Origin of the sequence: Heyndrickxia sp. FSL K6-6286 (assembly GCF_038630395.1) — a bacterium.
Classification (GTDB): Bacteria; Bacillota; Bacilli; order Bacillales; family Bacillaceae_C; genus Heyndrickxia; species Heyndrickxia oleronia.
Genome location: NZ_CP152029.1, coordinates 2,335,406 through 2,349,024, shown reverse-complemented (window position 1 = coordinate 2,349,024; position 13,619 = coordinate 2,335,406). Strand labels below are relative to the sequence as shown.

The following is a 13,619-nucleotide window of genomic DNA, read 5'->3' as shown; positions in this document are numbered from 1 at the left end:
TCACCTCGAATTAATCAGTATTGGTGATGTTTCAGAATCAAGCATCGTTAATTTGCCACCATATGTTTTTTGGAGATGGTCCTTAGTAAATAAATCTTTCGTAGGTCCTGCCGCAATAAGATGAACGTTTAACAAGATAAGCCAGTCAAAATATTCTTGAACCGTATTTAAATCATGATGTACAACCAAAACTGTTTTACCTTGCTTTTTTAAATCATTGAGAAGTGTAATAATTGCTTTTTCGGTCGCCGCATCCACTCCAACAAATGGTTCATCCATAAAATATAGTTGGGCATCTTGTGCTAACGCTCTTGCAAGAAACACACGCTGCTGCTGTCCACCTGATAATTGACTAATTTGCCGTTGTGCATATTCTTCCATCCCTACTTTTTCTAAACATTCCATAGCGATCCTTTTATCCTTCATCCCTGGTCGTTTAAACCAACCCAAGTGGCCATATCTTCCCATCGTTACGACGTCTAATGCATTAGTAGGAAAATCCCAATCTACCGATTCCCTTTGCGGAACATATCCAACAATTTTCCTTTTCTCTTTATACGTTTTCCCATATATTTCAACAGTGCCTGAAACAGAAGGAATTAATTCCAAGATCGCCTTAATAAGTGTTGATTTCCCCCCTCCATTTGGACCAATAATACCGATTAAATTTCCTTCAGGAATATCAAAGGTAACATTTTCTAGGACAGGTTTCTTTTGATATGCTACAGTTAAATTCCGAATACTTAATGGTGTAATCATCTTGAATTTCCTCCTTTTTATTTCAATGCATCTACAATGGTTTCTACATTATGTCTCACCATTCCAATATAGGTTCCTTCAGGAGTTCCTTCTTCACCCATTGCATCAGAGAAGAGTTCGCCACCAATTTTTACATTATGTCCTTTCTTTTTTGCTCCTTCTACAACCGCATTAATAGCTTTTTTAGGCACACTTGATTCCATAAAAACAGCTTTAATTTTATTAGCAACTAAAAAATCCCGAAGCTCACTGACATCCTTTGATCCGTATTCAGAAGCTGTACTAATGCCTTGGAGTCCCATCACCTCTATACCATATCGGTCTCCAAAATAGCCAAATGCATCATGAGCTGTTACTAAAACACGGGTTTGCTCAGGAATACTTGCAATTTTATCCTCCGCATACTGGTCTAATTCCTCCAATTTTTTGATATATGCATCTGCATTCGTTTGATAATCCTCCTTGTGATCTGGATCATACTTTATTAATTCATCACGTACTGTTTTTGTAGCTGTTATCCAATGCTTTACATTAAACCAAATGTGTGGATCATGTCCTTCTGTCCCATCATCCCAACCTCGTAACAGATCTTCGGAAATGTCCTTTGACACTGCGATCGTTGTTTTTTTCTTCGCCATCTTTTCGAATATATCAATCATTTTCCCCTCTAAATGTAAACCGTTATAGAAAATGATATTTGCCTCTTCAAGCTTCTGTATATCTCCCTGTGATGCTTTATAAAGATGAGGATCAACACCAGATTTCATTAAGCCAACCACTGCTACATGCTCTCCACCTACCTCGTTTACAATATCTTTTATCATGCCAATTGTAGTTGTTATTTGAATTTTACCTTCATGCTGTTTGCTAGTTTTTGCACTATTTCCACAGCCTGAAATGAAAACCATTGTTATAACGAATAAAATACAAAAATATTTTAAGTGACGCATTAAAGCTATTCCTCCTTTATTCTCTAGGCATACTTTTTTACTAATAAAACTTTAAAATCCTTTATTTTACCCCCCTTCAAGTTATTTAGTCATATACCATTTTCTTTCCCTTACGCAACTTTTAGACAAAAAAATATATCAACACAAAAATGTTTCCTTAGTGAAAAACTAAAACAAAACTGGAATAATGTCAATAGAATTTTTAAAATTCACTAAATTAATGTTCATTGTTATGATGCAAATTTTTAATTTGAACTTGGTTATTTTCTAATATAATTTTCGCATCTTCCTTACTTAATATCCCTATTTTTTCACATAGCAGCGTATAAAATATCAAACTCTTTCTCATCTTCATTCCTCCATTTTCAATATAAACGTTATTTTTTAAAAATTATATGCATAAAGGTAAAAAAGTTTACTTCTTGCAAAAATATAATTTATGTATATACTAAAAATTTTTTAAAATTGGGAAAGTACCTATCACAAATGGAAGTTCTACTCATAATCTGTATCATAACAGAATAAATTTTTTTACAACTGTTTTATATAAGTATATACTGTAAAAAACATTTACTTTTCTGTATATTTTAAAAAATGGAGGCGAGTATCGTGTTACAAAATCCTGTTGAATTTTTTTACAATTTAATGAATTCAAAGAAAATCTGTCCGGAATGTGGGGAAAAAGTAGAAGATCAGGCTGAATCCTATATTCTAGAATGTGAACGTTGTTTAGCTAATAAATTAGAGTAATAGTAAGTACTTTTATTTCTTTTTGTGAAATGTATGGTGTAGCGTTTTTCAACTGCATTAGTTAAAAATAATACTTTAATAGAATCAAATTTAAGTAAAGAACCTATATAAAAAAACGAGAAGGTTCTCTTCTCGTTTTCAACGAATTTATATGTTCATTTTGTAGGGAATAAAAATTGGATCTTTTGCCTCTCTTGATCCCATTCAAGATAAGCGTCAAAATTTCTCTCTTCTTTTTTAAATCCTTTAATTAGCTCTGTTTTTCCATCCTTAAGTAGTTTCGAAATATTTTTTTGTGAAATGGTCTTCCCGAGTATTTTTTTAGAAATCGTAAAATCACATTTTGTTTTTTGATAGTTCGTACACCCATAAAAATTTCCTTTTTCGACGATGCTTCCATCACATTTTTTACAAGCTCCTAATTTTGCTTTCGCATGTTTACGTCCTTGTTTTTTACTCGTAAAATGAGAGATTTCCTCAAGTAAGTCTTCGGAAAAGGTCCATTGTCCTTCAGCACTTTTTGCATCATCAATTAATTTCATGGACAATTTTTTTGCTTGCTCCATAAATATGGCCGGGGAAGCTTGTCCTTCGCCAATCTCCTGTAACCTTTTTTCCCACTTAGCTGTCATTTCCGGTGAGGCTAAAATACTTTTACCGATACTATCAATCAATAAAATCCCTTTTTTTGTAGCATAGACTAGATTTTTAGTTACTTCAATATACTTACGGTCTTTTAATACAGTAATAATCCCTGCTCGTGTAGCTTCTGTACCTAATCCTTCCGTCTTCTTTAGTATACTTTGTAATTCTGCGTCCGAAGTAAATTTTCCCGCTGTTTTCATTAACGTAATAAGCTGTCCTTCTGTATATCGTTTGGGTGGCTGTGTTTTTCCTTCTTTCACCCTTGATTGTTTGACAATACCCGTTTCATCCTTCAGTAAAACTGGGAGTAATTGATCCTCATCTTTCTTGTCATCTGTTTGATGGAGAACCTTTCTCCATCCCTCTTGAATCATTTGTTTTCCTTTTGAAACAAAGGTTGCTCGTTCTTCAACAATCGTGTGTATCGTTGTATAATCAAAAATGCTTTTTTCATAATGGGCAGCAATTAATCTTTTAATAATTAGGTCATAGATCCTTTGTTCATCCTTCTCAAGTCTACTTGGATCGACTACTTGTTCCGTTGGAATAATTGCATAGTGATCAGTAACCTTTTTAGGATTCACATAGCGCTTATTATCAATTATTGACTGGTTTGGGAGTGGAAAATAATCTTTATATGCATTCATTTCACCAATCTGTTTCAAAATTTCAGGAAACATCTCAGCCTCTTCCTTCGTTACAAAACTGGAATCAGATCTTGGATAGGATATAATTCCACGCACATAAAGCTTTTGAGCAATGTCCAATGTCTTCTTCGGTGGAAACTTGAATAATTTGTTGGCCATTGCCTGTAAAGCAGAAAGATTATATAAATATGGCGGATGAAATTCTTTTCTCTCTTTTTGGATATCCATCACTCTCGCCTTTTTTCCCTTACAAAAATCGGCAATAGCATCTGCCTTTTCCTGGGTAGAGATTCGAGTTTCTTGATCTAAATGCCAAATCCCTTCGTATTTTTTTTGATCCATTTGAAAAGTTGCTTTTACCTCCCAAAAGGGTTCACTCTTAAACTGTTCTATTTCTTTTTCTCTCTCTACAATTAAAGCCAGTGTAGGGGTTTGAACTCGTCCTGTTGAGAACACATCATTAATCCCTTTCTGTTGCAGTAACAATGTATAAACACGTGATGCATTCATACCGATTAACCAATCTGCACATGCTCGACTCATGGCTTCAAAATAGATCGAACGTGTCTCGTCTTCATTTAATAAATTTTGAAAGCCGTGAATGACTGCTTTTTCTGTTAATGAAGAAATCCACAATCTTTTCATCGGTTTACGGTTTTTAGCTTGTTTTAAAATGATGCGAATAATAGCTTCCCCTTCACGCTCAGCATCTCCAGCCATAATTACTTCATCAACTAATGGTTGATTTAAAAGATCCTTAATTATCTTGAATTGATTCCACTTATCACGTTTTACTTTATAGTGAAAGGATTCTGGTAAAATCGGTAAGGTATCAAGTGACCACTTTTTCCACTTCGGATCGTACTCTTCCGGCGGAATTAACTCACATAAATGTCCAACCGCCCAAGTTAAATAGGCACCTTCTGGGAATGTTTGGTTTGAGGAAATTTCGATGTATCCTTTCTTTTTCTTATGAGGAAAAGGTGCTGCTAGCTTTGCACCTTGGTCAGGTTTTTCAGCAATGATTAATGGAAAAGACATAGATTCCAAAAACCTTCTTTCAAATTTTATGTATTTAATAGTTTGCTTTATACGTTTTTATTAGAGAAATAAATCCATACTTAGTATATCAAATTTTAAAGGTATTGGTTCAAATGAATAATACTATCATTCCAGTGGAAGGATAAACAAAAACGTTAGGATAGGAGTATAAAATGGGAAAAGAATCTTCTAACAAGCCAGATTATAAAATTTTAGCCTATTTGACAGCAAATAAGGACAGAAAAATTTCAGGTGCTCCTCTTTTTTTATCATTTAACACTGAAGATGAACTAAAAGAGACCACTAACGATATTGCTAGTGCCTTGAAGGCAGACGTTGTAAAGCTAAAAAATAATGACTATATGATAATCCGAGTATAAAGTTCTAAAAGACAACATATTTTTAATTCCTTCCTCATAAAATGGACAAGAAGGGGGAATATGCATGGATGTTTCGATAATTAAATTAAGAGATCGTTTTAATTAGCAATGAAAAATACTCTCATTACATATCTAGGCCTATTATTTGGTGCTGCTGTACAAGGAATCGCTATGTCTTTATTTCTATTTCCACATTCTATCCCTTCAGGTGGTGCAGCAGGTTTAGCCCTTTTATTAAATCATTGGTTCCATCTTTCACTTGGTTTTTCGTTATGGCTTGCCAATGCTGTATTTTTACTATTTGCTTTAAATTATTTTGGATCTGCGTGGACCTTCCGAACAATCATTTCTGTAGCAACTACATCAGCTACTGTTACCGTCTTGACATCTCAAAATATTCTACCACATATTCATATCCTATTTGATGTTTTAGTTGGTAGTATTCTCTTTGGTATAGGTGTTGGCATATTGATACGGCTAGGAGCTTCAAGCGGCGGTATGGTCATTCCTGCTTTAATGATAGCCAGCTATAAAAATTGGAGTCCTGGAAAAGTGATGATGGGTATTAATCTATTTATCTTTTTATTAACTTCTCTTGTAATCGATTATAAAATCGTAATTTATGCAATTATATGTCAGTTTTTTTCTACAAATATTATTGATTTTATTAATGAAATGAAATTGCCAAAAGGTAGTTCTCTCTCATTAAACTGGCGAAAAAGATAAAACGATCCCTAATACAGGATCGTTTTATCTTTTAGATGTGATAATATAATACTGACTGATTCATCAATGCTTAAACGGTCTGTTTGAATCACAATTTCAGGGTTATTCGGCCTTTCATATGGGGAAGAAATACCCGTAAAATCAGATATTTCACCTAGTCTTGCTTTTTTGTATAATCCTTTTGGATCTCGCTCTTCACAAATATTAATCGGACATTTTACGTAAATTTCGATAAACTCATCCTTTTCAAACATATTTCTCACTAACTGTCGATCTTCACGAAAAGGAGAAATAAAAGCGGTGGAAACTATTTGACCACTATCTACAAAAAGTTTCGCTACTTCACCTATTCGACGAATATTCTCTTTACGATCCTCATTTCGGAATGTTAAGTCCCGATTTAACCCATGCCGGATATTGTCTCCATCTAAACAATAGCTTTGATAATGTTGTTTAAATAGTTCATTGTCTACAGCATTTGCTAGCGTAGATTTCCCTGATCCAGATAATCCTGTAAACCATAAGACCACACTTTTATGTTGATTTTTTCGTTGGCGATCCTTTTTCGTGATTGTTGCCTCATGCCAAGTAAGGTGGTTACTTCCCATATCCTACACCCTCATAGTTATCTTTCTTCATTCCTTGAATTAATATATCTATCACTTCAGGACGACTAAATTCCTTAGGTGGTTGTTCACCATTTCTTAACATCCCTCTTACTTTTGTTCCGGATAAAATAACTCGATGAATTTCATGATGTGGACATGTTTTATCTGATGCCATGTTCTCACATTTCCTACAGTAAAAACTATGTTCAAAGAACAACGGTTTAATTCCTAATTCAGCTTCATTAAAGTGACTAAATATTTTTTTGGAATCGTAGGTCCCATAATAATTTCCTACACCAGCATGATCTCTTCCAACAATAAAATGTGTACATCCGAAATTTTTCCTTACCAGCGCATGAAAAATAGCTTCTCTAGGCCCAGCATAGCGCATTGCAGCAGAAAACACAGACAAAAATACTCGATCTTTCGGATAATAATTATCAAGTAATACTTGATAACTTTCCATTCTAATTTCCCCAGGAATATCGTCCGATTTTGTTTCACCTACAAGTGGATTTAAAAATAAACCATCAACAATTTCTAAGGCTGTTTTTTGAATATATTCATGGGCTCGATGGACAGGATTTCTAGTTTGAAATCCAACCACCGTTTTCCACCCTTTATCTTCAAAATGCTTTCTTGTTTGTACAGGGTCCAAATAATAATTAGCAAACTGTTGTTTTTCAATTCGTTTAGTTAAGGTAATCGGGCCACCTAAATATACTTCAGGTCGTTCCATAAGCTTCTTTACTCCTGGATGAAGGTCATCGGTCGTCTGATACACCTTCAATGCTTCCAAATTTTTATCAGGAGAATAGATGTCTTTAATTTCCATTAGGCCATAAATAGTATTTTCATAAACAAGATTAATGGTTTCTCCTACTTGTAATTCCTCTGCTTTCTTTTTGTCGACACTTAACGTAATAGGGAGGGACCATGGTAGATGATTGGATAGTCTCATATCCTGAACGACTGATTCATAATCTTCCCTTTCCATAAACCCTTCTAACGGGCTATAACTGCCATTTGCAATTAACTCCAAATCACTTATTTCTAATGAATCTAGCTCAACATAGTTTAAAGAATAATCATCCTCTATCTGAAGGTCGATTCGATTAACCAATTTTCCTCCATGTGGAATACTTTTACTCATTATTTTTCCCCTTCCTATTATTTGTAATAATCTATTTATGTTTGATGAAGTCCACATTCCGTTTTTGAGCTACCGGCCCATCGTCCTGATCGGGAATCTGATAGATTTGTAATTGGTTTTGTACACATCGCACATCCAATACTCGGATATCCTTTATCATGTAATGGATTATAAGGGAGATGATTGATTTTTATATAAGTCATGACATCATCCCATGTCCAATGGATAAGAGGACAGATTTTCACCTTCTTAAATCTTTCATCCTTATTAATATATTGAGTCTTACTCCTAGTAGGAGATTGCTCTCGTCTTAAACCGGTAATCCAAGCTTTCGCATTGTCTAATGCTTCTTTTAATGGAACAATTTTTCTTATATAACAGCATTGATTTGGATCATGAACCCATAACTCCCTACCAAACTTTGTTGCTTGTTCTTCTAAAGTTAATTTCGGTTGAATTATATTTATTTTCAAAGTAGGATAACGTTGTCTCACCTGATCGATTAACTCATAGGTTTCCTGGAAATGAAGATTCGTATCCAAAAAAACAATTTCAGCGTTTTTGTTCACCTTATGAATTAAATCTATTAACACGATTCCCTCTGCCCCGAAGCTGCATGCGTAAACAATCTCATCCTCCTTATACTCTTGAAAAGCCCATTTTAAAATACCGATAAAATCTGGTTGAGCACTAATTAAATTAGCTACTTTTTCTTCATCAAACGTTTCATAGGTAAGTTGTTGGGACAAATTTATCCCTCCTTTATTGAACTGAATCAACAATGGTCGATGTTATAACCATGCATTTATTGTTTTCAACCGTAATTTTATTCATTTCGTTTATATGCCCATATTGATTTAGGGAAACAAACGCACGTATCCAAGCACCATGACCAAAAACTAAAAGATTGTTACACTCTTTATATTTATCTATAAACATTCTAATTCTTTGTTCTAAATGGTCGAGGCTTTCACCTAAAATGATCTCACTAGGATTACAAATCCATTGATTCCCATACTCTTTATAAAGCATTCTCTTTGAAACACCTTCAAATGGACCAAAGTCTAATTCATCCAATAGCTCTTCTATTTTAAAAAGATAACCATACCATTTAGCCGTTTGTTGTGTTCTTTTTAGGGTGCTTGCTAACACAAGATCAAATGGGGAAAGCTTACTAAGTAGCTTTATGTTATGCTGAATCTCTTCCTGGATTTTACTGTTCGGATAGGAAATATCAATATTTCTTTTTCCTTGCAATAAGCCTTGTTTATTCCATTCAGTCGGTAAATGTCTTATTAAAGTAATAGTTTGCACTCACTTTCCTCCAAAAAAAAGGTCTCACTTCTTAAGCCACAACGCTGTGCTTCTAAGACTAGTACATCGTTCAATTTTACATTTCCTAAATTGACGTTTGGTCCTATTTCTTTAATAAAATACATTTGATGTTTTGCTGTGGGGGCTTCGAAAATAATTTTATTACAATCAAAATCCTTTATTAATTCATGAATTAAATTCGACTTTATTTCCCCACTTTTTTCATATATACCTGCGGTACCAGAATCTCTCCCTTCTGTAATAACGTACTCACATCCAGCATCAAATAAAAGTTTCATCTCTTCCTTCCATTTGCTTTCTGACATTTCCTTATTTGCGTCTTTAGATCCGACCTCAGCAATTACATGAAAATCCTCCCTAAAAAGAGCAATCATATTTAAACGTTCTTCGATCGGTATATCGAGTGTTCCATTTGATATTTCTACCCATTCAATTCCTAATTTATATAAATAAGATTGATATTCGGCAATTTTGTTTTGATAAAAGCATTTTTCAAATAATGTTCCTCCACAATAAGGCCTTATATTATACTCCTTATATAGTTTTACTTTATCTTTGATTTTAGGTGTAACATACGCAGATCCAATTCCCATTTTGGCAATATCAATAATATGGCCATAGTCTGCTAATATGTGATCTAGTTCTCCCATTGGAGTTCCGAAATCAGCAACTGATGTAATCCCATTCGTTCTGATTCCTTTTGTTCTTTCTGGTAGATTTAAAAATTCCATAGGAGAAGCACCTCCTCTATTTTTTTGATTGTTTTCATATAGTTTGTTTCTTTTGTAAAAGCTGCCTGCTTTTGCACCAAAAAAGTACACCATATTTCTATAAAATGATTACAGCTCTTTTCTCGATAGAATGAAGGGTTTGAGGCACTTCAACTTATTTTTTTGTTAAAACTTTACCTAAATACCAACAGTGTTTGAGAAAAGAACTTTTACTATAAGGAAAGATAACGCACGGTTTAATGCATAGAATTAACTTTTCAAAGTGAAAATTAACATGTGTTACCATGCAGTTTTCGTAAGATAGAGTATTCAAAAATTAGGCGAATGTGTAAAAATATAACCCGACTCTATGAAAAATAGGCGTTTGCCCTGAATAAATGAAAAAACCGGACGAGTATTGTCCGGTTTTATAGTCAATCGACGTATTCTTAAATCTATTCAGATTCATAACCTTTGTGCGGAATTTCTGTTCGCTCATTATCAAGAACCGCGTTGATTTCGCCTTCAATATAAGCATCACTTACTTGTTCATGTGTAATTGCTAAGCCTGTTGATGTTTGGTCATTTCCCTGATAATCCTTTGTTTGATAGTGCTTACCCGCTACTTTTAAGCTTTCTTCATTGTATTTTTTATCCATACATCCCACCCTTTCTTCATTATTTTCTTTCATTTTGATAAAATCCAGTCAGGAATTATTAGGTATCTAATTTTTAAAAACAATGTACTTTTGTCCTAAATAATTCATAATCGTATAAAATCCAGTCCCGATTAGGATCGCCTGTTCTTCATCAGATAAGTAGAAACCTTTTATCATGGTGCTTAAAAGATTAAATACAATCAAATGGCTGAGCGAATAGGAGAGATAGTAACAGACAAGGATCGTCACAATAAATAGAATTACACTTTTATTCAACTCCACTCTACTTTGAAACGTAAATACTCTGTTTAAAAAATAACTAACACATGCACCAGTCCCATTCCCTATAAAAGTGGAGAGCCAATATGGTTGATGAAAACCATTTAATAACGTGAACATAATAAATAATCCGATAAGAGTATTTATCATTCCGACGAGCAAAAAACGAATGAATGAATTAGTTCGTTTCAGATAAATTTCTAAAGCTTGTACGATTGAGCTCATGATCTTTCCCTCCGGCATTTATTAAATGACGGGGAATGGGTAAATTTAAGGTGTCCATTTCGATAATAAACTTAGGTCGCCGTTTCGTCTCTTTATATATTTTACCGATATATTCCCCCACTAAACCAATAGACATTAACTGTAACCCGCCAATTAACCATATAGAAGTAATTAATGAAGTCCAGCCAGTCGTTGTATGACCGAAAAACTTTAATGCTAAAAAATAACATCCAAATACAAGGCTGATAAGGAAAGACAAGAATCCTACTACCATCACCAAACGGATAGGTGTAACCGAAAGAGAGGTAATTCCTTCAAATGAAAAGGCAATCATTTTCTTTAATGGGTACTTCGTTTTACCAGCCAACCTTTTATTACGCACATAGTAAACTTGTGTGGATTTTAATCCTATTAGTGGGACAATTCCTCGTAAAAACAAATTAACTTCTTCAAAACGTTCTAACTCGTCTATTGCACGTTTGCTCATTAAACGGAAATCCGCATGATTATACACTAAATCAATTCCTATTATTTTCATTAGTTTATAAAAGCTTTGAGCTGTACTCCTTTTAAAGAATGTATCACTATCTCTGTTGCTTCTAACTCCATAAACGATTTCATAGCCTTCGTGAAATTTAATTAAAAAATCACGAACAACATAAATATCATCCTGTAAATCAGCATCAATTGATATGACACAATCAGAAGTTGTTTTGGCAGAAAATAATCCAGCAAGGAGCGCATGCTGATGTCCAACATTTCTTGACAGTTTTAACCCTCTAATTCTTCCTCCTTTTAAGGTTTCTTTATAAATCATTCTCCACGTATCATCTTTACTTCCATCATCAACAAAAAGAATTTTACTTTTATCCGATATTAGTCCCTCTTCCTCCAAATTCATTAGTAACTGATCTAATTGTAAAATGGAGTCTTCTAAAACATCCTCTTCGTTATAACAGGGAACAACAATTGTGAGAATCGGGTGATCCATTTAATCCCTCCTCCTACTACTACAATGCTTTATAAAGATAGATTTTCCATGCTGAGCTTTTTGATTCAAAAACCTTTTCTAAGGCAAGATTATTATCGATAGCATTATCAATTGGAACAGCAGAAAAAATAAATCTTCCTCCCATTTCCTTGAAAACATCCGTATTAAGTTCTAAATTTTTCACTCTTTTTTTTGTGTGTTTTTTAAACATATAATGTTTTCCAAGTTCGCTTGAAAACATATAACAACGTCCACCCCATTCATCAAAATAAACTCGAATGGTTTTATTTTTCGCAAGTTCTTTTTCAATAATTTTTCGAAACTGATATTTATAGCTTAAAGGATAAAAATTATTGTATGTATCCAATGTGTAAAACCCATTATATTGGGCAATAGCCGGATGGAGTCCAATGCTTGCTACACGATAACTTTCTAGTGGCAAGTTAATATAATTTTTAATCTCATTGAATTGATCCACTGCAAAAAATTGCTTAACTGATGGTTTATCTCGAAAAAGGATCTCCTCATTAAAAAATACAATGACAATTATTTGTAATAGCACGAATCCTTCTAGGATTAACTTCCGAAAGCTCCCATACTTGAAAAGAATTTTTAATGATAGGGCAAATAATACATAGATAATAAGCGGTCTTAAAAAGTGAAATCTTGCAAAATTAAAAGTATCCATAAAATGAAACATTTTCGTTACCGGAAGCCAACCTTTATAAAACCAAAAGGCATACCACGCAGATAACGCAAAATTTAATATAAATAAAGAAACAAACACTTTTTCCTGCTTCCACAGTTTTTTTACTATAATGAGAAAAAAAGCAAGAATCATGACAGGTAAAATGACAAGTGTATGGATAGTTGCCACATGATGATGACCGAAAATAAAATTTTTAAAAGTAAGACGAATGCAATGCCAAAATGACAGTCTAGCATGAAAATATTCATCTCTACTGTTTGGCACATGGTCAAATAAAAAAGAATAAACTAGTCTATATTCAACAAGGAAATAGACACAGGTCATATAAATAATTGATAGGATAAATCGAGGATTCCATCCTTTCCCCTTTATTACATCTACTAACCACAATATTCCCATTACTGTTAAGAAAAAAAAGAAGCCTAACACAATACTAGAATAAAACGGAATTAGAGTTAGAACTACGTAATTACGAAGTAAGCTTTCACCTTTTCTAATATTTAAAAATGCCCAAAGGGCTAATGGCATCCCAAGCGTACTTAACATACCTGATGGCCAAAAAGGAGTAAATGCAAAAGCAAGTGCCGTACCGACATTAACGATTTCCCAGCCTTTTTCATATAGAAAATGCTTTTTTAGTAAAAGGTACATCCCTATAAAAGCAACGACTCTTGTAATCGTTTGGCTAAGAGCATAAGCGATCATTGTAGGAAATAACTTATACAGCCAAACGATTAAACTAAACTCCGTTCCGAAAGCATTTCGCGATAAATTCCCATTGATAATTTGTGAAATAGAGCCATTTAATGGCCCAGTTAATTGTCCACTCATTGCTAAAACTTTATACCAAGCTAAATTGGAATCCAAATTATCATGTACACGGATATGAGCGTCTTCTCCTAAAATAAATAGTGGAGAAACAAAAATCGCTAGTAACAGAAATGCTATGATCAATATAAGTTGTTCTTTTTTTTTGTTTTGCAATTGCAATTGCTACACCTCATAAAATTGTATTGACGATAATATCGTTTCGCAAAATATAGAATAATATT

The 13,619-nt window shown here is 33.6% G+C and carries 16 protein-coding genes; 3 read left to right on the top strand and 13 right to left on the bottom strand.

The window, feature by feature from the left end; translation table 11 throughout:
* The 3 genes from MHI39_RS11835 to MHI39_RS11825 form a co-directional block, all read right to left on the bottom strand.
* Window positions 1-759 carry a metal ABC transporter ATP-binding protein gene (locus tag MHI39_RS11835; RefSeq protein WP_342541278.1) on the bottom strand — a complete coding sequence of 253 codons (759 nt, stop codon included), beginning with the start codon at window positions 757-759 and terminating at the stop codon, window positions 1-3.
* Between the two features lie 17 nt (window positions 760-776).
* Window positions 777-1,667, bottom strand: coding sequence for a zinc ABC transporter substrate-binding protein (locus MHI39_RS11830; RefSeq protein WP_259549522.1), 891 nt, complete (start codon window positions 1,665-1,667; stop codon window positions 777-779).
* 259 nt (window positions 1,668-1,926) lie between these two features.
* Window positions 1,927-2,058, bottom strand: coding sequence for a hypothetical protein (locus MHI39_RS11825; protein WP_257234068.1), 132 nt, complete (start codon window positions 2,056-2,058; stop codon window positions 1,927-1,929).
* Window positions 2,059-2,315: 257 nt separating this feature from the next.
* Between MHI39_RS11825 and yhfH the strand changes: the two genes are divergently transcribed.
* Window positions 2,316-2,459, top strand: a complete 144-nt coding sequence (gene yhfH / locus MHI39_RS11820; protein WP_235813343.1) for a protein YhfH — start codon at window positions 2,316-2,318, stop codon at window positions 2,457-2,459.
* Between the two features lie 155 nt (window positions 2,460-2,614).
* Here the strand turns inward: yhfH and MHI39_RS11815 are convergent, their stop codons facing one another.
* The gene (locus tag MHI39_RS11815) at window positions 2,615-4,792 is read right to left on the bottom strand and encodes a DNA topoisomerase III (protein ID WP_078110756.1); all 2,178 of its coding nucleotides are present in this window, start codon (window positions 4,790-4,792) and stop codon (window positions 2,615-2,617) included.
* Between the two features lie 173 nt (window positions 4,793-4,965).
* Between MHI39_RS11815 and MHI39_RS11810 the strand changes: the two genes are divergently transcribed.
* Together MHI39_RS11810 and MHI39_RS11805 are read left to right on the top strand one after the other, a co-directional pair.
* Complete coding sequence (locus MHI39_RS11810; RefSeq protein ID WP_058004425.1) at window positions 4,966-5,172, top strand: hypothetical protein; 207 nt, start codon at window positions 4,966-4,968, stop codon at window positions 5,170-5,172.
* 108 nt (window positions 5,173-5,280) lie between these two features.
* Window positions 5,281-5,898, top strand: a complete 618-nt coding sequence (locus MHI39_RS11805; RefSeq protein ID WP_180212163.1) for a YitT family protein — start codon at window positions 5,281-5,283, stop codon at window positions 5,896-5,898.
* Between the two features lie 8 nt (window positions 5,899-5,906).
* On the opposite strand, the gene cysC is transcribed toward MHI39_RS11805, so the two are convergent.
* The 9 genes from cysC to MHI39_RS11760 form a co-directional block, all read right to left on the bottom strand.
* Window positions 5,907-6,506: an adenylyl-sulfate kinase gene (gene cysC / locus MHI39_RS11800; protein ID WP_058004423.1), complete on the bottom strand. Its 600-nt coding sequence runs from the start codon at window positions 6,504-6,506 to the stop codon at window positions 5,907-5,909.
* On the bottom strand, window positions 6,496-7,659 hold the full coding sequence (gene sat / locus MHI39_RS11795) for a sulfate adenylyltransferase (RefSeq protein WP_259545271.1): 1,164 nt from the start codon (window positions 7,657-7,659) through the stop codon (window positions 6,496-6,498). Before sat ends, cysC begins: the two co-directional genes overlap by 11 nt.
* 35 nt (window positions 7,660-7,694) lie before the next feature.
* On the bottom strand, window positions 7,695-8,408 hold the full coding sequence (locus MHI39_RS11790; RefSeq protein WP_276532096.1) for a phosphoadenylyl-sulfate reductase: 714 nt from the start codon (window positions 8,406-8,408) through the stop codon (window positions 7,695-7,697).
* Window positions 8,409-8,421: 13 nt separating this feature from the next.
* Complete coding sequence (locus MHI39_RS11785) at window positions 8,422-8,973, bottom strand: phosphoglycerate mutase family protein (protein ID WP_235813338.1); 552 nt, start codon at window positions 8,971-8,973, stop codon at window positions 8,422-8,424.
* Window positions 8,955-9,725: a phosphosulfolactate synthase gene (locus MHI39_RS11780; RefSeq protein WP_058004420.1), complete on the bottom strand. Its 771-nt coding sequence runs from the start codon at window positions 9,723-9,725 to the stop codon at window positions 8,955-8,957. Before MHI39_RS11780 ends, MHI39_RS11785 begins: the two co-directional genes overlap by 19 nt.
* A gap of 434 nt (window positions 9,726-10,159) precedes the next feature.
* Window positions 10,160-10,363, bottom strand: a complete 204-nt coding sequence (locus MHI39_RS11775) for a YozQ family protein (RefSeq protein WP_058004419.1) — start codon at window positions 10,361-10,363, stop codon at window positions 10,160-10,162.
* Window positions 10,364-10,429: 66 nt separating this feature from the next.
* On the bottom strand, window positions 10,430-10,867 hold the full coding sequence (locus MHI39_RS11770) for a GtrA family protein (protein WP_259545269.1): 438 nt from the start codon (window positions 10,865-10,867) through the stop codon (window positions 10,430-10,432).
* Complete coding sequence (locus MHI39_RS11765; RefSeq protein WP_259545268.1) at window positions 10,821-11,858, bottom strand: glycosyltransferase family 2 protein; 1,038 nt, start codon at window positions 11,856-11,858, stop codon at window positions 10,821-10,823. Before MHI39_RS11765 ends, MHI39_RS11770 begins: the two co-directional genes overlap by 47 nt.
* Window positions 11,859-11,877: 19 nt before the next feature.
* Window positions 11,878-13,551 carry a DUF6044 family protein gene (locus MHI39_RS11760; protein WP_342541435.1) on the bottom strand — a complete coding sequence of 558 codons (1,674 nt, stop codon included), beginning with the start codon at window positions 13,549-13,551 and terminating at the stop codon, window positions 11,878-11,880.
* Between the last annotated feature and the right edge of the window lie 68 nt (window positions 13,552-13,619).